The sequence below is a fragment of the Brevundimonas sp. genome, from assembly GCF_027484365.1.
GTDB lineage: Bacteria > Pseudomonadota > Alphaproteobacteria > Caulobacterales > Caulobacteraceae > Brevundimonas.
Map to the genome: position 1 here is coordinate 194,205 of NZ_JAIXTC010000019.1, position 20,256 is coordinate 214,460.

20 protein-coding genes are annotated in these 20,256 nt (G+C 67.1%); 14 read left to right on the forward strand and 6 right to left on the reverse strand.

Annotated elements, in window-relative coordinates; genetic code table 11:
* The first annotated feature begins 181 nt into the window (after positions 1 to 181).
* Positions 182 to 1,000, forward strand: coding sequence for a DUF2306 domain-containing protein (locus tag Q0044_RS10390; protein WP_298162035.1), 819 nt, complete (start codon positions 182 to 184; stop codon positions 998 to 1,000).
* 16 nt (positions 1,001 to 1,016) lie between these two features.
* On the opposite strand, the gene queF is transcribed toward Q0044_RS10390, so the two are convergent.
* Positions 1,017 to 1,478 (reverse strand): preQ(1) synthase, encoded by a 462-nt coding sequence (queF, locus tag Q0044_RS10395; RefSeq protein ID WP_298162036.1) that lies wholly within the window; start codon positions 1,476 to 1,478, stop codon positions 1,017 to 1,019.
* Positions 1,479 to 1,767: 289 nt separating this feature from the next.
* On the opposite strand from queF, the gene Q0044_RS10400 reads away from it, so the two are divergent.
* The 6 genes from Q0044_RS10400 to Q0044_RS10425 all read left to right on the forward strand — a co-directional run bounded on the left by Q0044_RS10400 (position 1,768) and on the right by Q0044_RS10425 (position 6,460).
* The gene (locus Q0044_RS10400; RefSeq protein ID WP_298162038.1) at positions 1,768 to 2,700 is read left to right on the forward strand and encodes an NAD(P)H-dependent flavin oxidoreductase; all 933 of its coding nucleotides are present in this window, start codon (positions 1,768 to 1,770) and stop codon (positions 2,698 to 2,700) included.
* 28 nt (positions 2,701 to 2,728) lie between these two features.
* Positions 2,729 to 3,436 carry a hypothetical protein gene (locus Q0044_RS10405; RefSeq protein WP_298162039.1) on the forward strand — a complete coding sequence of 236 codons (708 nt, stop codon included), beginning with the start codon at positions 2,729 to 2,731 and terminating at the stop codon, positions 3,434 to 3,436.
* Between the two features lie 97 nt (positions 3,437 to 3,533).
* On the forward strand, positions 3,534 to 4,547 hold the full coding sequence (locus tag Q0044_RS10410) for a cupin-like domain-containing protein (RefSeq protein WP_298162042.1): 1,014 nt from the start codon (positions 3,534 to 3,536) through the stop codon (positions 4,545 to 4,547).
* 138 nt (positions 4,548 to 4,685) lie between these two features.
* Positions 4,686 to 5,363, forward strand: a complete 678-nt coding sequence (locus Q0044_RS10415; protein WP_298162044.1) for a TorF family putative porin — start codon at positions 4,686 to 4,688, stop codon at positions 5,361 to 5,363.
* 22 nt (positions 5,364 to 5,385) lie between these two features.
* Positions 5,386 to 5,904: a hypothetical protein gene (locus Q0044_RS10420; protein ID WP_298162046.1), complete on the forward strand. Its 519-nt coding sequence runs from the start codon at positions 5,386 to 5,388 to the stop codon at positions 5,902 to 5,904.
* Between the two features lie 61 nt (positions 5,905 to 5,965).
* Complete coding sequence (locus Q0044_RS10425; protein WP_298162047.1) at positions 5,966 to 6,460, forward strand: hypothetical protein; 495 nt, start codon at positions 5,966 to 5,968, stop codon at positions 6,458 to 6,460.
* Here Q0044_RS10425 and Q0044_RS17000 read toward each other — a convergent pair.
* The gene (locus tag Q0044_RS17000) at positions 6,360 to 6,686 is read right to left on the reverse strand and encodes a PLP-dependent transferase (RefSeq protein ID WP_524536165.1); all 327 of its coding nucleotides are present in this window, start codon (positions 6,684 to 6,686) and stop codon (positions 6,360 to 6,362) included. The two genes, Q0044_RS10425 and Q0044_RS17000, sit on opposite strands and share 101 nt — an antisense overlap.
* Here Q0044_RS17000 and Q0044_RS10435 point away from each other — a divergent pair.
* The 3 genes from Q0044_RS10435 to Q0044_RS10445 all read left to right on the forward strand — a co-directional run bounded on the left by Q0044_RS10435 (position 6,679) and on the right by Q0044_RS10445 (position 8,094).
* Positions 6,679 to 6,858: a hypothetical protein gene (locus tag Q0044_RS10435; protein ID WP_298162049.1), complete on the forward strand. Its 180-nt coding sequence runs from the start codon at positions 6,679 to 6,681 to the stop codon at positions 6,856 to 6,858. The two genes, Q0044_RS17000 and Q0044_RS10435, sit on opposite strands and share 8 nt — an antisense overlap.
* 81 nt (positions 6,859 to 6,939) lie before the next feature.
* Positions 6,940 to 7,518 (forward strand): fasciclin domain-containing protein, encoded by a 579-nt coding sequence (locus Q0044_RS10440; RefSeq protein ID WP_298162050.1) that lies wholly within the window; start codon positions 6,940 to 6,942, stop codon positions 7,516 to 7,518.
* Between the two features lie 150 nt (positions 7,519 to 7,668).
* Entirely contained in the window at positions 7,669 to 8,094 is a 426-nt protein-coding gene (locus Q0044_RS10445) for a fasciclin domain-containing protein (RefSeq protein ID WP_298162051.1), read from the forward strand.
* 55 nt (positions 8,095 to 8,149) lie between these two features.
* On the opposite strand, the gene Q0044_RS10450 is transcribed toward Q0044_RS10445, so the two are convergent.
* The 3 genes from Q0044_RS10450 to Q0044_RS10460 form a co-directional block, all read right to left on the reverse strand.
* Positions 8,150 to 9,328, reverse strand: a complete 1,179-nt coding sequence (locus tag Q0044_RS10450) for a trans-sulfuration enzyme family protein (protein WP_298162053.1) — start codon at positions 9,326 to 9,328, stop codon at positions 8,150 to 8,152.
* A complete protein-coding gene (locus Q0044_RS10455; RefSeq protein WP_298162054.1) occupies positions 9,325 to 9,960 on the reverse strand; it encodes a dienelactone hydrolase family protein in 636 nt (211 codons plus the stop codon). Before Q0044_RS10455 ends, Q0044_RS10450 begins: the two co-directional genes overlap by 4 nt.
* 100 nt (positions 9,961 to 10,060) lie before the next feature.
* Positions 10,061 to 11,473 carry a pyridoxal-phosphate dependent enzyme gene (locus Q0044_RS10460; protein ID WP_298162055.1) on the reverse strand — a complete coding sequence of 471 codons (1,413 nt, stop codon included), beginning with the start codon at positions 11,471 to 11,473 and terminating at the stop codon, positions 10,061 to 10,063.
* Positions 11,474 to 11,585: 112 nt separating this feature from the next.
* Between Q0044_RS10460 and rnr the strand changes: the two genes are divergently transcribed.
* From rnr to Q0044_RS10480, 4 genes are read left to right on the forward strand one after another with little or no spacing between them, the layout of a single operon-like run.
* Positions 11,586 to 13,916, forward strand: coding sequence for a ribonuclease R (gene rnr, locus Q0044_RS10465; RefSeq protein ID WP_298162056.1), 2,331 nt, complete (start codon positions 11,586 to 11,588; stop codon positions 13,914 to 13,916).
* Positions 13,913 to 14,617, forward strand: a complete 705-nt coding sequence (locus tag Q0044_RS10470) for an NUDIX hydrolase (RefSeq protein WP_298162057.1) — start codon at positions 13,913 to 13,915, stop codon at positions 14,615 to 14,617. Before rnr ends, Q0044_RS10470 begins: the two co-directional genes overlap by 4 nt.
* Positions 14,610 to 15,011 carry a DUF5990 family protein gene (locus tag Q0044_RS10475; protein ID WP_298162058.1) on the forward strand — a complete coding sequence of 134 codons (402 nt, stop codon included), beginning with the start codon at positions 14,610 to 14,612 and terminating at the stop codon, positions 15,009 to 15,011. Before Q0044_RS10470 ends, Q0044_RS10475 begins: the two co-directional genes overlap by 8 nt.
* A 57-nt stretch (positions 15,012 to 15,068) precedes the next feature.
* Positions 15,069 to 15,860: a hypothetical protein gene (locus Q0044_RS10480; RefSeq protein WP_298162059.1), complete on the forward strand. Its 792-nt coding sequence runs from the start codon at positions 15,069 to 15,071 to the stop codon at positions 15,858 to 15,860.
* Between the two features lie 122 nt (positions 15,861 to 15,982).
* Here the strand turns inward: Q0044_RS10480 and rpoC are convergent, their stop codons facing one another.
* The gene (gene rpoC, locus Q0044_RS10485) at positions 15,983 to 20,176 is read right to left on the reverse strand and encodes a DNA-directed RNA polymerase subunit beta' (RefSeq protein ID WP_298162060.1); all 4,194 of its coding nucleotides are present in this window, start codon (positions 20,174 to 20,176) and stop codon (positions 15,983 to 15,985) included.
* Between the last annotated feature and the right edge of the window lie 80 nt (positions 20,177 to 20,256).

Here is a 20,256-nt window from a genome sequence, read left to right on the forward strand (position 1 = left end):
ATCCTCCCGGGCGCTGACGGATTCATGGCCCGCCAGAACGGCCCTGTCCAGCGCGCCGCCGCCCGTTCGTGACGGTCCCTGGCAGAATATTTCTGGCCGATTTCCAAATCGGCGAGACGCCCGGCCAAGGTCCCCCCATCCGTGCCGACACCCCGCATTCCGGGGCCTGTCGGGAGACCTCATGTCCAGCATTTCTTCACCGCCCCCTGTGAAGCGCGTCGCCGCCGGAGCCCTGCGCTGGGCTGGCATCCTCTGGTTCATCGTCGCCGCCATAGGCCAGGCGGCCTTCATCAGCTTCATCCTGGCCTTCTACGGCACGCGGACCGCGTCCGGGGACTACGCCGGCTGGAACGACAAGCCGCTGATCGACGGCTACATCGCAGGCGACGCGACCGGGAATTTCATTTTCGCCGCCCATGTGCTGCTGGCGTCGGTCGTGACCTTCGCCGGACTGATGCAACTCGTTCCTTGGATCCGGCGCGCCTTCCCGATGCTGCACCGCTGGAGCGGTCGGACCTTCCTCGTCGTGGCCGGCTTCATGGCGTTGAGCGGCTTCTGGCTGACCCTCGTCCGGGGGACCTCGCTGTCCAACGTCTCCTCGGCCGCCATCGTGATCGACGGGCTGCTGATTCTCGTCTTCGGCGCGCTGGCGTGGCGGAATGCCATCAGGCGCCGGTTCGACCAGCACCGGGTCTGGGCGATGCGCACCTTCATGGCGGTCAGCGGCGTCTGGTTTCTCAGGGTCGGCATCATGGGATGGGTGCTGGTCAACCAGGGGCCGGTCGGCATGTCGGACAGCCTGTCGGGTCCGGCCGACATCGTCATCGTCTTCGGCAGCTATCTGATCCCGCTGGTCTTGCTGGAGCTCTATTTCCGGGCCGGGCGCAGCGCCCATGCGGCGCCGAAGTTTCTGACCGCAGCCATCGTCCTCGTCGCCGCGGCCTTCACGGCGATCGGAGTCTTCGGGACGATCGCCCTCATGTGGGGTCCGTACCTCTAGGAGGAGACCGGGCGGCCTACCCCCGCCCGCGATAGGTCGGCACGCCCTGGTCGGGCAGCCACAGGCCCTCGGGCGGGGCGCCCGTCTGCCAGAAGACGTCGATCGGGATTCCGCCGCGCGGGTACCAGTAGCCGCCGATGCGCAGCCATTTCGGCTGCAACAGGTCGGCGATCCGCTTGCCGATGGCCACGGTGCAGTCCTCGTGGAAGGCGCCGTGGTTGCGGAAGGCGGTCAGGTACATCTTCAGCGACTTGGATTCGACCAGCCAGTCGCCCGGCGCATAGTCGATGACGATGTGGGCGAAGTCCGGCTGGGCCGTCACCGGGCACAGGCTGGTGAACTCCGGCGCGGTGAACCGGGCCAGATACAGGGTGTCGGGGTGGGGATTGGGCACACGCTCCAGCACGGCCGTCTCGGGCGAGGTGGGCTGGACGATATGCTGGCCGAGCTGGCTCAGGCCGGAAGTGTCGGTGGTCATGGCGGTCAAATAGCGTCACGCGCGTCTGCTGTCTCCTCCCCGTCGCCGGAGGGCGATGGGGAGGTGGCCCGGAGCGATCAGCTCCGGGACGGAGGGGGCGACCGGGTCTCACAGAGTAAGCACGGCAGATCTCAAACACCCTCTCGCCCGCTCCACCACCCGCCAAGCGGCGGGTGGTCCCCCTCCCCATTCGCCAAGCGGCGAACGGGGAGGAGACAGGGGTCAAGCATTTGCCTTCCCCGGCGACACCCGGTTAAGCGTAGCCAAACAAAACGCTCAGGAAACCGCCATGGCCATCCCCGCCTCCCTCCAGAAGGGTCTCAAACTGCCGGTCATCGAGGCGCCGATGTTCCTCGTCTCCGGGCCGGATCTGGTCGTCGAATGCTGCAACAACGGCATCATCGGCACCTTCCCGTCGCTGAACGCCCGGACGACCGAGGGTTATCGGGAGTGGCTGGTCGAGATCAAATCGCGGCTGACCCCTGACGCCGCCGCCTTCGGCGTCAACCACATCGTCCACCCGACCAATCCGCGCCTGATGGCCGATATGATGGTCTCGGTCGAACACAAGGTGCCGCTGATCATCACCTCCCTGGGCGCCGTGCGCGACGTGGTCGATGCCGTGCACGGCTACGGCGGCGTGGTCTTCCACGACATCGCCAATGTCCGTCATGCGAGGAAAGCCGCCGAGAGCGGCGTCGACGGCCTGATCCTGGTCGCCAACGGCGCCGGGGGCCATGCCGGCATCATCAATCCCTTTGCCCTGATCAATGAGGTGCGCCAGTTCTACCAGGGCACGATCATCCTGTCGGGCTGCCTGTCGACCGGCCAGGACGTCGCCGCCGCCCTGATGATGGGCGCCGACTTCGCCTATATGGGCACCCGGTTCATCAACACGACCGAGGCCATGGCCCCCGAGGCCTACAAGGACATGATCATCGAGAGCGGGGCCACGGACATCGTCCACACCCCGGCCGTCTCGGGCATCCCGGCCAACTTCATGACCAAGTCGCTGGAGGCCAACGGCATCGACCCGAAATCCCTGCCCGAGCACAAGCTCGACATGGGTGACGAGGCCAAGGCCTGGAAGACCGTCTGGTCCGCCGGCCAGGGCGCAGGGGCTGTGCACGACGTCGTGCCGGCGGCCGAACTGGTCGCCCGCCTGCAGGCCGAGTACGCCGACGCCACGGAACAGTTCGCCGCCAAGGCGATCGTCCGCTAAGGAACAGGCTCCCGCTCCCGGAGCCTCGATGCGTCACGTCCTGACCGCCCTGACCGCCCTTCTTTGGGCTGCGGCTCCGGCGGCGGCGGCCCAGGACCGGGACGACCCGCGCTACAGCGCCGAACGGCCGTCCCACTGGGCGTTCGAGGCCGGGGCCGGCACCGACAACCGCTCCAAGGGCGCGACCAAGAGCGCCGACGCCCCCTATGTCTTCGGCGAGGTCGAATGGGCCACCGCCGGCTTCTATGTGGACACCGAGTTCGAGACCATCGACTCCTCCGGCTCCAGCGTCGAGACCGAGCTGGAGGCCGGCTGGCAGTTCGCGGCGGCCGGTCTGGATTTCGACACCTCGGTCTCGCGCAAATGGCGGCTCGGGGCCGACGCCGGCGCCGATGATGAGGCCTGGGAGTACCAGTTCGACATCCTGCGTGACTTCGGTCCCGTCGACACCCGGCTGCGGCTGGAGCATTCGCCCGATGGCCTCGGCTCGACCCGCGCCACCACCTGGGTCGAGGCCCGGCTGCGCTGGCCCCTGGCCGACCGGCTGAGGGCCAGCATCACCCTCGGACGGCGTGAACAGGACAATGCCCCGGACTATACGGGCGGCAATGCGGGCATCGCCTGGGCCGTCACCGACACTACCGCCCTCGACCTGCGCTGGCATGTCACCGACGCGGCGGGTCAGGGCTTGCAGTATGAAGACGGTCTGGTCGCCTCCGTCCTGGTCGCCTTCTAGATCCTTCCCGCCGGCGGCATTCCGTCTCTGTCAGGCCAGGCTCGCGCCCGCCTCAAGCCGATTGACCTCGCCGGTCACTTCGGATCACAGATCACCGATGACCCGAGCCGTCCCCGAGCATGAAGGCGTTGACCGCGCGTTTTTCGAGAGCGTGATCGTTCCCGCCGGCCGACCGGCGGTCCTGCGCAACCTGGTGTCCGACTGGCCCATGGTTCAACTGGGCCGGACGTCCACGGCCGCCCTGTCGGCCCATATCCGCGCCGCCGCGACCGATGCGCCCACACCGATCTGGAGCGGCGCTCCCGAGATCGAGGGTCGCTTCTCCTATGGCGACGACCTGAAGAGCTTCAACCACACCCAGGAGAACGCCCCGCTCGCGACCCTGCTGGACCGCCTTGCCGCCCACCATGACGATCCCCGCCCGCCGGGCTTCTATGCGGGCGGCGTTCCGTTCCGCCCCTGCCTGCCCGGTCTGCTGGCGGAGACGCCGATGCCCCTGCTGGATACGTCGACCCAGCGGCGAACCTCTCTGTGGATCGGCAACCGCGTACGCACGGCCTGCCATTGGGACCTGCCCCAGAACCTGGCCTGTGTCGTCGCCGGCCGACGTCGCTTCACCCTGTTCCCGACCGACCAGATCGCCAACCTCTACATCGGACCGGTGGACTTCACCCTGTCCGGACAGCCGACCAGCCTTGTAGATTTCGACAAGCCGGATCTCGACCGATATCCCCGGTTCGCCGAGGCGCTGAAGCATGCCGAGATCGCTGAACTGGCGCCCGGCGACGTCCTCTATATGCCCAGTCTGTGGTTCCACCATGTCGAGTCGCTCGATCCGTTCGGGGCCATGGTGAACTTCTGGTGGCGAGACGCGCCGGACTATATGACCGCGCCGATCTTCACCCTGCTGCACGGCCTGATGACCCTGCGCGACCTGAACCACCGCGAGCGTCAGGCCTGGCGCGTGATCTTCGACCATTATCTGTTCCGGCCCGATGATCAGGACCCGATGGCCCACATTCCGACGGATGCCCGGGGCCTGTTCTCCGCCATGACTCCGGAGATCGAGCGGCGCCTGAAGGCGACCTTGATTGGGCCTCTCTCGCGCTGACGGCCGCAGCCGCATGACGCCACGGTCATCCCCGTCCTGACTACGGTCATGGAACCAACAGGGCGACGGCGCGCGAACAGGCTTGACCATTCGCACGGGTGGGTCACAGTTCGGGAGAAGAATACGGACCGGCCGGCGATGCGCCTTTTCACCACGACGATGATGGCGGGCTGCCTGCTGGTCGCAGGCGAGGCGGCGCAGGCCCAGACGGCCTCGCCGTGGTCGGGCAGTCTCGGTCTGACCACGGACTACATCCGGCGCGGCACGGTTCGGGGTCAGGAGGACGTCGAGGCGACCGGTAGCCTCGAATACACCCGGGGTTCCTTCTACGCCGGTACGGCCGCCAACACCGCCGCGGTCGGCGACGGCGACTACGAGGTCGACCTCTATGTCGGCTACCAGCCGACCTGGGCCGGCTGGGACTGGGATCTGAACGCCAAGCGGATCAGCTATTTCGGCGGCTCCGGCGACGTCGATCACTGGGAGTTCTACGCCCAGGGCACGCGGGCCATCGGCCCGGTCACCGCCGTCGCCCTGGTCGGCGGCTCGCCCGACTATGAGGGTGTGGCCGAGGACGCGGTCTGGGCCAATGCCAATCTCGCCTGGGCCTTGACGCCCAAATTGTCTGCCGACATCGGCGGAGGCTTCCAGGACCAGCAAGGCGCGCCCGACTACGGCTGGTGGCAGGCGGGCGTCACCTATGCCTTCACCGCGTCCATCACCGGCGACCTGCACTGGTACGACACCGACAACGCTGCGGCCCTCGGCGAGAGCGGCGACGGCCAGCTCGTCGCAGCCGTCAGCTGGGCCTTCTAGCCTTGTCCAAAATCGACAACCCTTGACAACCTTTTGTTGTGCGATACGCTTTTTCCTGGAGGATTTCGCGATGTTAAATCCCGCTGTTGCGATGGCCGCTTTCGTCCTCGCGGTCAGCTCGGCCGGCGGCGCACTTGCCCAGGCCAATCCCAATGCAGGCGACATGGGCACCGCGCGGGAGCGGCTTATCGAGCCGATGCGCCCCGGCGCCGCGCGGATGCAGCAGTTCGAATCCGTGCGCCGGCTGAATGCCTACTCACCCGCCCAGCGCCAGCGTGCCATACGCCAGGCCCAATCCCTGTTGGCAGCCTCTCATACCAGTTGCGACGTCGTAAACGCCGCCCAGGTGGGCCGTACGGAGCGTCGGCGAGACATCCTCGAGGTCGCCTGCTCCAACGGGTATGGCTATCTGCTGGTGGATGGAACGACACCGGCGGCGTTCGATTGTCTCCAGATCGCCCAGGCCGCCGCGGCTCTCCGCAGGGAAAATCCCCGCGCCGACGTCGGCTCCCAGTGCACGCTCAGCGAAAACGGCGGCTGATCCCGCCCGCTCTTGACCAAGGTCTGCCTCACAACCTCACCCCCGTTGCGGAGACGATGACATGCCTAGATCCAACGCCACGTGCCGATCCATCGCCGTCATCGCAGCAGCGATCGCGACCCTGTCGGGCGCGTCCTCGGTACAAGCGCAAACGGCCCCGGACTATGCCGCACTCGACCGCCAGACCGGCGTCTGGAACGACAATCCGCAAGCCAGTGCTGCAATGGCGCGCAGGCATGCCTATGCCTTCGATCGCGACATCCAGCCCTATACAAACCTCGAGCGCCAGCGCGCTTTCCGCCGCGCCGACACCTTGCTTTCTGCGTCTCGCACGAACTGCGAGGTGACCAACGCCGCCCAGTTGGGACGCACGGAGCGCCAACGTGACATCGTCGAGGTCGCCTGCGCCAACGGGTCCGGATACATCCTTGTCGATGGCTCGACCCCGGCGGCCTTCAACTGCCGCCAGATCGCCCAGGCGACCGCCGTCGTTCAGCGGGAGCGGTCGCGTCGCGGGGTCGGCGTGCAGTGCGCGCTGGACGAGAACGGCGGCTGATCCAGCCGCGCGCCTGAGTAAGGTCGGCGATCAGATCGTCCAGATTAGCGACGCCGACCGACAGGCGGATCAGGTTGTCCGTCACCCCGCCCGCTTCGCGCACCGCCTTCGGCTCGGAGGCGCGGGTCATGATCGCCGGTTGGTTGACCCGGCCTGGCCATGCGCGCGGTCGGGGCTCAGTTTGGCGCAACAGTGGGGATCGGCCGGCAGTACGCCCTGTGACCACGATGAATCCTGCAGGCTCCCTGCTGGTCGCAGGCGAGGCGGCGGGGGGTCAGAAAGACCTCGAGGCGACCGGCAGCCTCCAATGCATACAGGGTTGCCTCTACGCCTGCACGGCGGCCAACGCCGCCGCCCCCGGCGAGAGCGGCGAAGGCCAGCGGCCAGATGCCGCATGACGGATCGAACGGCATCCGGGTGCGACGGAGACTCGTTCCTGCCTCCGATCGCACAGCCGCGATCTGCCCAGGAACCTCCCCATGAAACTCGCCACCCTTGCCGGCGCCGTCTCTGCCGCAGCACTTCTCGCCGCCGCCCCCGCCGCCTTCGCTGATCATCATGGCGGTGGCCACGGCCAGTCCGTCACGGTCGGCGGCGCCGCCATGTACGCCAACAAGACCATCGTCGAGAACGCCGTCGCCTCGCCGATCCACACCACCCTGGTCGCCGCCGTCACCGCCGCCGGCCTGGTCGAGACCCTGTCGGGTCCCGGCCCCTTCACGGTCTTCGCTCCGACGGACGCCGCCTTCGCCGCCCTGCCTGCCGGCACCGTCGAGACCCTGGTCCGCCCTGAGAACAAGGCGACCCTGACCAGGATCCTGACCTATCACGTCGTCGCCGGCCGTGTGACCGCCGCAGACGTCATCGCCCTGATCCAGGCCGGGGGTGGATCCGCTGCCATCACCACCGTCTCGGGCGACACCCTGACCGCCTCCCTGCGCGGGTCTTCGGTCATCCTGACCGACGAGAACGGCGGCGTCGCCACCGTGACCCAGACCGACGTGTTCCAGTCGAACGGCGTGATCCACGTCACCGACGCGGTTTCTATTCCGAACTAGTGCAGGTGTGCGGAGGTGTTGTAATCACACCTCCGCACAACTTCCGACTTGGTTCCGCTTTACAATGTCGAAAGTCACTTGGCCGCAGGGCCATTGTCCCCGGGAAATAGTGCGCCACTTCCTGATCTCTCTGAAATCAGGAACGACATCATGGCTACCGAAACACACGACATCGTCGACACCGCCGTCGCCGCCGGCTCGTTCAAGACTCTGGTCGCCGCCGTCACGGCCGCGGGCCTGGTCGATACCCTCAAGGGCGCAGGTCCGTTCACCGTCTTCGCCCCGTCCGACGATGCCTTCGCCAAACTGCCCGCCGGCACGGTCGAGGATCTGGTCAAGCCCGAGAACAAGGACAAGCTGACCGCCATCCTCACGCTCCACGTCCTGTCCGGGGCCATCCATGCCGCCGACATCACCGGCAAGACCCTCAGCCCTGCCTCGGTCAACGGTGAAGCCCTGACCGTCGACGGAACCGATGGCGTCACCGTCAACGGCGCCAAGGTCGTTTCGGCCGACATCGCCTGCACCAATGGCGTGATCCACGTGATCGACACCGTGCTTCTGCCCAAGGGCTGATCCTCGCGGATCGACCCGACCGGAGGGCGGCCCGCAAGGGCCGCCCTTTGTCGTGTCAGCCCAGCGCCTGATCCAGATCGGCGATCAGGTCGTCCAGGTCCTCGACCCCGACCGACAGGCGGATCAGGTTGTCCGTCACTCCGCCCGCCTCGCGGACCTCTTTCGGCACCGAGGCGTGGGTCATGATGGCCGGGTGGTTGACCAGGCTTTCGACCCCGCCCAGCGACTCGGCCAGGGTGAAGACCTGCACCCGCTCCAGCACCTGTTTCGTCCGCGCCAGGTCGCCGTCGATGATCACCGTGACCATGCCGCCGTAGCGGCCGTTCATCTGGTGCGTGGCCAGTTCGTGCTGCGGATGGCTGATCAGGCCCGGATAGATGACCCTGGCCACGCCGCCGTTCGGCCGGCCGATGCGATCTTCCAGCCAGCGCGCGATGGCCAGAGCATTCTCGTTGTGCGCCTTCATGCGCAGGCCAAGGGTCTTCAGTCCGCGGTTGGCCAGGAAGGCGTCGAACGGTCCCATCACCCCGCCGATGGAATTCTGAAGGAACTTCAGCTCCTTGGCGACCTCATCCGAACCCGCCACCAGAACCCCGCCGATGATGTCGGAGTGGCCGTTCAGGTATTTGGTCGCGGAATGCATGACCACGTCGGCGCCGAGCGACAGCGGCCTCTGGCTCCACGGCGTGGCGAAGGTGTTGTCCACCACCAGCAGCAGGCCGTGCCGCCTCGCGATCGCCGACAGCCCGGCGATATCCGCCAGCTTCATCAGAGGATTGGTCGGGGTCTCGGCCCAGATCATCTTCGTCTTCGGCGTGATCGCCGCCTCGACGGCCGAGAGGTCCGCCATGTCGACATAGGCGAAGTCCAGCCCCATCGAGCGCCGGCGCACCCGCTCGAACAGCCGCCAGGACCCGCCGTACAGGTCGTCGCCCGTTACAATGTGAGCGCCCGCGTCCAGCAGCTCCAGCGCCGTCGAGGTCGCCGCCATGCCTGAGCCGAAGCCGAAGGCCTGAACCCCGCCTTCCAGATCGTTGATACAGGCCTCGAACGCCTCGCGCGTCGGATTCTTGCCCCGGGCGTACTCATAGCCCTTGTTCACCCCCGGGCTTTCCTGGGCGTAGGTCGAGGTGGCGTAGATCGGCGTCATCACCGCGCCCGTCGTCGGATCGGGCCGCTGTCCGGCATGGATGGCGCGGGTCGAGAAGCCCTGGCTGTTTCTGTTCTGGCTCACGCCTGCATCTCCGGAAGCGTCTCGTTGAAATGGGTCACGACCAGATCCATCATCTCTGTCCATTGTTTCTGATCAAACACGTGTCCGGCTTCCGAGATACGGCGCACGGTCGTGGGCACCTGCGCCTCTCGCAGTTGATCGGCCCACGCGAGGGTACTGGACGGCCGGACATGATCGTCCCGCTGCCCATAGACAAGCAGCACGGGCCTCCGATGTCGCGGCGATCGCGGCGGGTAGACGTCTGTTCCGGTGACCACTCCAACCGCAGACGCGGCCTCGCATCCCTGGCCAAGGGCCGTGTCCACGGCCACATAGCCACCGAGCGACACGCCCCAGAGTCCGACACGCAGCCGCCGCGACCGCAGGACCTCGACCGCGTCGGAGGCTGCCCGCCGCCAGCGTTCCATCAGCCGCGATCGACGCACACCATCGTCCGCGCCCGCTTCAAAATAGTTTGGCACCAGACTCGCATAGCCCTCCGCAGCCAGCCGGCCGGCCAGCGCGCTCAACACGACGAATTCACGCTGTAACCCCCCTGCGCCGTGCAGGATTACGACACCGGCACGCGCGGGCCCTGATGGCTCAAACTGGATCGCATGAACGGTCGCGCCGCCGCTTTCGTAGGTTACCACTTCCTCTGGGGGGCGAGGCTGTGCCTGACGTGGCGCAACACCGGAGCTTCCCAGCAATCCCGCGACCATACTTCGCCTGGAAAGGTCCGCGTTCATGGTCCTACCGGTTCAGACTCAGGTGGTTGATCAGGTCGACGCGCGCGATCAGGCCGACGAACTGTTCGCCGTCCAGCACGATGGCCACCCGGTCGCGATCGAACAGGGGGATCAGGGCGTCGAGAGGCTCGGTCACCTGGACCGTGTCGAGGTCGCGCGTCATGGCCGAGGACACCGGCTTGGCGAACCGCTCCTTGCGGGTGATCTCGTCGGTGTTCATCACATGGACCAGATCGCTCTCGTCGAGGATGCCGACCAGACGGCCGTCCTGGATGATCGGAAGCTGCGACACGTCCGCGCCGCGCATCCGCTTGAAGGCCGTGTCCAGGGTGTCGTCCGGCCCGGCGGTGACCACGTCGCCCTTGTCGTATTTGCGGGAGATCAGGTCCGAGAGGTCGCCATGCAGTTCACGCTCGCCCAGCCCCTGATCCGCCAGCCAGGCGTCGTTATAGACCTTGGACAGGTATTTCGCCCCGGTGTCGCAGACGAAGGTGACGCAGCGCTTCGGCTCGGTCTGCTCACGGCACCAGCGCAGGGCCGCCGCGATCAGGGTTCCCGACGACGATCCGGCCAGGATGCCTTCCTTCAGCAGCAGTTCGCGCACCGTCGCCACGGCCTCGGCGTCCGGAATCGAATAGGCCTTGTCGATCAGGCTCATGTCCGCCGTGTCGGGCACGAAATTCTGACCGATGCCCTCGACGGTGTAGGACCCCTCCGGTCCCGGGACGCCGTCGTTGACGATCCCGGCCAGAACCGAACCGACCGGATCGGCGAGGACGATCTCGGCCTTCGATCCCTGGCTCTTCAGATACTCGGCGACGCCTGTGATCGTCCCGCCCGAGCCGATGCCGGCGACATAGGCATCGATATCGTGACCCATCTGTTCCCAGATTTCGGGCCCGGTCGTCCGGACGTGCGCCTCGGAGTTGGCCTTGTTCGCGAACTGGTTGACGAAGAACCCGCCCGGAATCTGCTGCGCCAGCCGCTCCGCCATGTCGGTGTAGTACTCGGGATGGCCGTGCGCGACGTCCGACCGGGTCAGGCGGACATCGGCGCCCATGGCCCGCAGATGCTGGATTTTTTCCTTCGACATCTTGTCCGGGATGACCAGCAACACCTTATACCCCTTGGCCTGACCCACGAGGGTCAGCGCCAGGCCCGTGTTTCCGGCCGTCGCCTCGACGATGGTGCCGCCGGGCTTCAACCACCCTTCCGCCTCCGCCGCCGCGATCATCGACAGGGCGATACGGTCCTTGATCGATCCGCCCGGGTTCTGCGCCTCGAGCTTCAGGAACAGCCGGCACGGCCCGGTGTCGATCTTCGAGACCTCGACCATCGGCGTCCTGCCGATCAGGTCCAGCAGCGAGCCCGTGGGCGCGCTCAGGGTCGGGTGGTCGCTCAGCGGCATGGAAGACATTCAGACAAACTCCGGAACGGACGGGCGCGGCGGAAGCTGATCGCCCGACCCCATCCGGTCAAGCGGCGCAAGATTTCGCCCTTTTACGCGAAGCGCCCTACATAGGAACTCAATGACCAAAACACCCAGAAAACCCGCCGCCGGATTGCCGGATGAAGCCACGCTGCTGGCCTTCCTGCGCGACGCCGGCAGTGCGGAAAAGGGCGATATCGCCCGCCACTTCGGCCTCAAGGGCGAAGATCGCCGGCGCTTGCGCGAAATGATCCGCGGTCTCGAATCGGCCGGCAAGCTCGGCAAGCGCGGCAGGAAGGGCTTCTCCGAAGCCGGCGCCCTGCCCCCCGTCGGCGTCGCCGACGTGGTCGAGAAGGACAATGACGGTGAACTCTACGTCCGTATGGTCGAGGCCTCGGCCGATGCGCCCAAGGCCCTGCTCATCCCCGACAAGGGCAAGCCCGGTCCCGCCCCCGGTCTCGGCGACCGCGTGCTCGCCAAGTTCGAGCACGGTCCGAACGGCTGGGAAGCCCGGCTGATCAAGAAGCTCGACACGAACAACAACCGCGTCCTCGGCGTCATCCGAAAATCGAACAAGGAGACCCGCGTCGAACCCGTCGACCGGCGCTCCAAGGACGTCCTGATCATCCCGCAGATCCTGGCGGGCGACCTGCGGGACGGCGACCTGGTCCTGGCAGCGATCGAGAAGTCAGAGCAGCGCTACGGTCACAAGCGCGGCAAGATCCTGGAGACTGTGGGCCGCGAGGACGATCCCCGCGCCGCGTCCCTGATCGCCATCCACACCCACGGCGTGCCCATGGGCTTCTCGGATGCCGTCGAGCAGGAGGCCGAAAACCAGGACCTGCCGACGCTCAAGGGCCGCGACGATCTGCGCGACATCCCCTTCGTCACCATCGACCCGGCCGACGCCCGCGACCACGACGACGCCGTCTTCGCCCAGCGCGACGACGATCCGAAGAACGAGGGCGGCTGGATCGTATGGGTCGCCATCGCCGACGTCGCCGCCTACGTCCGCCCCAACACCAGCCTCGACCGCGAGGCCCGGGCCAAGGGCAACTCCACCTACTTCCCCGACCGCGTCGAGCCGATGCTGCCCGAGCGGCTGTCGAACGGACTTTGCAGCCTCAAGGAGGGCGAGAACCGCGCCACACTGGCCGTCCGCATGGTCTTCGACAGGGAGGGCCGCAAACTCGGGCACAAATTCCATCGCGGCCTGATGCGCAGCCACGCCAAACTTTCCTACGAGCAGGCCCAGGCTGCCATCGACGGCGTCGAGAAGGGCGGCGGGACCGACGACGCGACCGGTCCGATCATGGACACGATCCTGTATCCGCTGTGGAACGCCTACCACACGATGCTGAAGGGCCGGCTGAAGCGCGCTCCGCTGCAGATCGACAGCGCCGAACGCCGCATCCGCATGTCGCCGGACGGCGGCATCGCCTCGATCGAGAAGCGCGTTTCCCTCGAAGCCCACCGTCTGATCGAGGAGATGATGGTCCAGGCCAATGTCTGCGCCGCCGAAACGCTTGAGCAGAAGAAGACGCCGCTCATCTTCCGCGTCCACGAGACCCCCAGCCAGGAGAAGGTCTTCAATCTGGCCGACTTCCTCTCGACCATCGGCAAGCCGTGGAACAAGGGCGAGGCGCCGACTACCAAACGGTTCAACAAACTGCTGGACGAGACCCGCGACGGCCCCCACGCCGAGGTGGTCAACGAGGTCGTCCTGCGCAGCCAGATGCAGGCCATCTACTCACCGGACAACGTCGGCCATTTCGGCCTCAACCTCGACCGTTATGCCCACTTCACCTCGCCGATCCGGCGCTATTCCGACCTGATCGTGCACCGGGGCCTGATCCGCGCCCTGAACCTGGGCAGCGATGGCCTGACCGATCGCGAGATCGCCGAACTCCCGGCCATCGCCGATCAGGTGACCCAGACCGAGCGCCGCTCCATGGCGGCCGAGCGCGACGCGATGGACCGCTACATCGCCGCCTTCCTGCAGGACCGCGTCGGCGCGACCTTCACCGGCCGCATCACCGGCGTGACCCGCTTCGGCCTGTTCATCCGGCTGGACGTGACCGGCGCGGACGGCCTGGTGCCCGTGTCATCGCTGGGCAATGAGTATTTCACCCACGACGACCGCGCCCACGCCCTGGTCGGCGAGCGCTCGGGCCAGCGCTACACCCTGGGCCGCCCGGTCGAGGTCAAGCTGAAGGAGGCCACCCCGATCACCGGCGGCCTGCTGTTCGAGATGCTCTCCGACCCCGAGCCCCGCGACCCCAACGCCCCCGCCCCGAGGCTCGGCCTCCGGGGTCGCGGCCCCGGAACAGGCGGCAACGGCCCGCCCAAGCGCGGCCTCGGTCGTCCCGGCGGTCCCAAGCCCCCGCGCGGCGGCACGCCCAAGGGCGTCCGCAAGGGCAAGCGGCGGTGACACACCCCTTCGACGCCGCCCAGGACCTGCGTGACGCGCCCCGCGCCGCCGGCCCTCGTCAGCGCCCGAAGGACGCCGCCACCCTGATCCTCGTCCGCCGGGGCAAGCGCCCGGAGGTGCTGATGGGCCGGCGCGCGCCTGGCCATGTCTTCATGGCGTCCAAATGGGTCTTCCCCGGGGGCCGCATCGACCGCGCCGATTTCGCCGCCGCCTCCGCAACCGATCCCTCGCCCGCCGCCCGCACCCGGCTGGAGGCCGAAGTGCCGCCGAATCGCGCACGCGCCCTGTGCCTGACCGCCGTGCGTGAGACGTTCGAGGAAACCGGCCTGATCCTCGGTCAGGCTGCGCCTCCCGCCTCCGTCGCCGGGCCGTGGCGGGAGTTCCGTCAGGCCGGGGCCCTGCCCGACCTCGCCGCCCTGTCCTACATCGCCCGCGCCATCACCCCGCCCGGCCGCACCCGCCGGTTCGACGCACGCTTCTTCATGGCCGACGCCTCGGCGCTTCTGACGCCCGAGCCGACCGCCGGTTCGGGCGAACTGGACGAGATCGCCTGGCTGCCGCTCGAGGAGGCCCGCGCCCTCGACCTGCCCGCCATCACCCGATTCGTCCTGGGCGAGGTGGCCGAGCGGCTGACGCAGCATGACCGCCCCCTCCCCTTCGTCCGCATGGTGCGCGGCGCCCATCTGGTGAGCCATGACTGAGACCGTCACCCTGCGCCTGACCATCGTCGATCCGGTGCCGGGTCTGCACTACTGGCGTCAGGACGCGAAGAACGCGCCCCATGACATCCGCCTTTCGACCGATGCGCCCCTGACCTTCGACATGCCCGTCGATCTGCGACCGGACGGCCGACTGGGCGGAACTTTCGTGCGTCGCGAGGGCAAGGACCGGCGCTTCGTCTACATCGCCATCGGCGGGTCGATGGCGGGCCTGACGGTCGTCAGCCGCCGCGCCAAGATCGATGTCCACGACATCCCCGCTGATCTGCTGAAGCCCGGAGCCGTCATCGCGACCTCACTGCCGGGCCGGGGCAAGGACGGGACGCCCGCCTGCGCCACCGTCCGTCCGCTCTCTCCCTGGACCTCCATCGACTGACCGCCCTGTTCCGGCCACGGTCCCCGGTCAGCTTGGCCTGACCGACGGGGAGGATCTGTGTCGAACGCCGGCCTGAGTATCGCGTCCTGGCGCTCGCCCGCTGATCGTCGCCGCGCGGCGATTCTCGCGGGCTCGATCCTGCTTCACGCGGCCGTGCTGACGCCGCTGGCCATCGGCCTTTTCGCCGGCGATCCCACGGTCTTCACAGAGGCGCCCGACCTGCCGATCTTCGTCGAGATGGAGCCGCGCCCCCTTCTGGACGGCGAGACCGTGCGCGAGCCCACCCTCGCCAGCGTCGCCGCCCGCGAAACGGCTCCGATCGCCGGTGAACCTGTCCCCTCCGTCACGCGCGACCGCACGCGCGAGGAAGAAGATGAGGACCGACCGACCGTCCCGATCCCGCGCATCGGGTCCAGTTCCCTGGTCGCCCCCCCTCCGGCCTCCGCCGATCCCTGGCAGGTGACGCCGGAAAGCACAGCCGCCGCCATCGGCCGGTCGATGCGCACGGGCGCCGGCGGGTGCCGGACGATGGACGGCCAACTGTCCGCCTCGGAACAGCAGCTCTGCGACGAGCGCTTCAACGCGGCCGCCGGCCGGGCCGGCCCGCTGGGCCCGCGCACCCTGACGCCGTCGGAGCAACGTCGAGACGCCCAGTTCGCCCGCGACGGCGCCGCCGCCCTGGCCGAGCATGACGCCCGGCGCAGGCCTCTGTCGGGCGGCCCCGGGATCACCCTCGCCAGCCCCGACTGCCCGGGCGGCAACCTGCGCGGCTCCTGCGCCGGCGCTCACCTGCGACCCGGCTTCGAAATGACCGACGAGCGGCTGCGCAACAACCGCAAGATGGAGTAGCGGTTTCGCCTCTCCTCGCTGTTCGCCTTTTGGCGAATGGGGAGGAGAACGGCCGCGCCCACAGAAAAAGGGCGGCCCCGTCTCCGGAGCCGCCCTCTTCAGTCTTCAACCGGTGAAAACGATCACTCGCTCTCGGCCAGCTCCAGCTGCAGGTCCGCCGGCAGGGGCTCGACGGCGGCTTCCCGCGTCGAGGTCAGCAGGGCGTCACGCTCGTTGGCGATCTTCTGCAGGCTGCGCAGGTAGGCGCCGGTACCGGCCGGGATCAGTCGGCCGACGATGACGTTTTCCTTCAGGCCTTCCAGCATGTCCTTCTTGCCGTGGACCGACGCATCGGTGAGGACGCGGGTGGTTTCCTGGAACGAGGCCGCCGAGATGAAGCTGCGGGTCTGCAGCGACGCCTTAGTGATGCCGAGCAGGACGGGCTGGGTGGTGGCGATCCGGCCCCCACGCTTCTCAACCTTGTCGTTCTCGAGCACGGCTTCCGCGACCTCGACCGTGTCGCCACGGATCAGGGTCGTCTCACCCGAGTCGATGATCTCGACCTTCTGCAGCATCTGGCGAACGATCACCTCGATGTGCTTGTCGTTGATCGGCACGCCCTGCAGTCGATAGACCTCCTGGACCTCGTTCACGAGATACTCGGCCAGCGCCTCGACGCCCTGGATGCGCAGCAGGTCGTGCGGATCCGGGTTGCCGTCGATGATGTAGTCGCCCTTCTGGATCAGATCGCCGTCGTGGACGGAGATATGTTTGCCCTTGGGGATCAGGAACTCGACCGGTTCGCCCTGGTTGCCATCGGCATCCGGCTCCGGCGTGATCTTGATGCGGCGCTTGTTCTTGTAGTCACGACCGAATTCGACGCGGCCATCCATCTCGGCGATGACCGCGCAGTCCTTGGGACGACGGGCTTCGAACAGCTCGGCCACCCGCGGCAGACCGCCGGTGATGTCGCGCGTCTTGGCGCCTTCCGTCGGGATACGGGCCAGGATCTCGCCGGGCTTCACCTCGTCGCCGTTGGCGACCGACAGGATGGCACCGACGGGCAGCAGGTAACGGGCGTCGGAGCCCGAGGCCAGCTTGGCGTAGGTGTCCGCCGTGGTGATGCCCATGGCCGGACGCAGGTCCGAACCGCGCGGCGAGGCGCGCCAGTCGATGACGACGCGCTGGGCGATGCCTGTCGCTTCGTCGGTTTCCTCGCGGAACGACAGGCCCTCGGTCAGGTCCTCGAAGCGAACGACGCCGCCCACTTCGGTGATGATCGGGGTGGTGTAGGGGTCCCACTCCGCCAGGCGCTGGTTCTTCTTGGTCTCGTCGCCTTCCTTGACGCGCAGACGGCCGCCGTAGGGGATCTTGTACGACTCGCGATCCTTGCCATCGACCATGACGGTGACGACGACGTTGCGGCTCATCGACACCAGGTCGCCGTGGGCACCGGTGACGGTGGGGCCGACGATCTTGACCGTACCGGCATTGGTCGCCTCGTAGAACGAGGTTTCCGCCACCTGGGCCGTGCCGCCGATGTGGAAGGTCCGCATCGTCAGCTGGGTGCCCGGCTCGCCGATCGACTGGGCGGCGATGACGCCGACCGCTTCGCCGATGTTGACGTTGGTGCCGCGCGCCAGATCCCGGCCGTAGCACATGCCGCAGATGCCGGCTTCGGCTTCACAGGTCAGGGCCGAACGGACCTTGACCGACTGGACGCCCTCGCGGTCGATGACCTCGACCACGTCCTCCACCAGATAGGTGTCTGCGGGGAACAGGACGTTGTCCGTGCCCGGCTCCTTGATGTCCTCGGCGTTGTAGCGGCCCAGGACGCGTTGACCCAGGGAGACCAGGACGTCGCCGCCCTCGACCACGGCGCGCAGGGTGATGCCCCGCGTGGAACCGCAATCTTCCTCGGTGACGATCGAGTCCTGCGCCACGTCCACCAGACGGCGGGTCAGATAACCCGAGTTGGCGGTCTTCAGCGCGGTGTCGGCCAGACCCTTACGGGCGCCGTGGGTGGAGTTGAAATACTCCAGAACGGTCAGGCCTTCCTTGAAGTTCGAGACGATCGGGGTCTCGATGATCTCGCCGGACGGCTTGGCCATCAGGCCGCGCATCCCGCCGAGCTGCTTCATCTGGGCCTGCGAACCGCGGGCGCCGGAGTTGGCCATCATGTAGACCGAGTTGATCTCGGCAGTACGACCCGAGGCCAGGACGCGCGGTTGCGCGATCTCGCCCATCATCTCGTCGGCGACCCGGTCCGTGGCCTTGGCCCAGGCGTCGACGACCTTGTTGTACTTCTCGCCCTTGGTGATCAGGCCGTCGGCGTACTGCTGCTCGTATTCCTCGACCAGCGTCCGCGTGGCGGCGACGATCTCGACCTTCTTGGCCGGGATCACGATGTCGTCCTTGCCGAACGAGATGCCGGCCTTGGCGGCTTCCTTGAAGCCCAGGCCCATCATCTGGTCGGCGAAGATCACCGTCGCCTTCTGACCGCAGTGGCGATAGACCACGTCGATCAGATTGCCGATTTCCTTCTTGGTGAGGTTCTTCTCGAGCAGGCGGTAGCCGACATTCGGGTTCTTCGGCAGCAGGGCACCCAGCTTCATCCGGCCCGGAGTCGAGTCGATGACCTTGGTCACCTCTTCGCCGGCGGCGTTCTGTTCGGTCCAGCGCGCCTTGATACGGGTGTGCAGGGTCACAACGCCGGCGTCGAGCGCGGCGTCGATCTCGCCCATGTTGGCGAACAGCTTGCCTTCGCCCGGCTCACCGTCCTTGACCAGCGAGATGTAGTACAGGCCGAGGACGATGTCCTGCGACGGCACGATGATCGGCTTGCCGTTGGCGGGCGACAGGATGTTGTTGGTCGACATCATCAGGACGCGCGCTTCGAGTTGCGCCTCCAGCGACAGCGGCACGTGGACAGCCATCTGGTCGCCGTCGAAGTCAGCGTTGAACGCGGCGCAGACCAGCGGGTGCAGCTGGATGGCCTTGCCCTCGATCAGCTTGGGCTCGAACGCCTGGATGCCCAGGCGGTGGAGCGTCGGCGCGCGGTTCAGCATGACCGGGTGCTCGCGGATCACCTCTTCGAGGATGTCCCACACCTGGGGCTGTTCGCGCTCGACCATGCGCTTGGACTGTTTGACGGTGCCCGACAGGCCCTTGGCGTCCAGGCGCGCATAGATGAACGGCTTGAACAGCTCGAGCGCCATCTTCTTGGGCAGGCCGCACTCGTGCAGCTTCAGGTCCGGTCCCACGACGATGACCGAACGACCCGAATAGTCGACGCGCTTGCCCAGAAGGTTCTGGCGGAAGCGGCCCTGCTTGCCCTTCAGCATGTCGGCCAGCGACTTCAGCGGACGCTTGTTGGCGCCCGTGATCACGCGACCGCGACGGCCGTTGGCGAACAGGGCGTCGACGGATTCCTGCAGCATCCGCTTTTCGTTGCGGATGATGATGTCCGGCGCGCGCAGCTCGATCAGGCGCTTCAGGCGGTTGTTTCGGTTGATGACCCGGCGATACAGGTCGTTCAAGTCGGAGGTGGCGAAGCGGCCGCCGTCCAGCGGCACCAGCGGGCGCAGTTCCGGCGGGATGACCGGCACGACCGTCAGGATCATCCACTCGGGCTTGTTACCGCTTTCGAGGAAGGCCTCGATCAGCTTCAAGCGCTTGGAGGCCTTCTTGGCCTTCATTTCCGAGGGGCTGTCGGCCAGTTCGCCGCGGTGGCGCTCGGCCTCCGAATGCAGGTCGATGCCCATCAGCAGGTTGCGCACGGCCTCGGCGCCGATCTCGGCGGTGAAGCCGTCATCGCCGAACTCGTCCTGGTAACGGTAGAACTCGTCTTCCGTCAGCAGCTGGTTCTGCTTCAGCGGGGTCAGGCCCGGCTCGGTGACGATGTAGTTTTCGAAGTAGAGCACGCGCTCCACGTCCTTCAGCGCCATGTCCAGCATCAGAGAGATGCGCGACGGCAGCGACTTCAGGAACCAGATGTGGGCGACCGGCGAGGCCAGTTCGATATGGCCCATCCGCTCGCGCCGAACGCGGGCCAGCGTGACCTCAACGCCGCACTTCTCGCAGATGATGCCCTTGTATTTCATGCGCTTGTACTTGCCGCACAGGCATTCGTAGTCCTTGGTCGGGCCAAAGATACGGGCGCAGAACAGGCCGTCACGCTCGGGCTTGAACGTCCGGTAGTTGATGGTCTCGGGCTTCTTGATCTCGCCGAACGACCACGAACGGATCTTTTCCGGCGAGGCCAAGGCGATACGGATACGGTCGAAGGTCGGAGCGGCCTGGACCGGATTGAAGATGTTCAGGACTTCCTGGTTCATCTTGGTTCCTTCTGCGGGTCGGTTCCCGCGAAAATTTCAGAAGAGCTGGATAGAGGACCGCCCTCCCCCTTTCGAGGGAG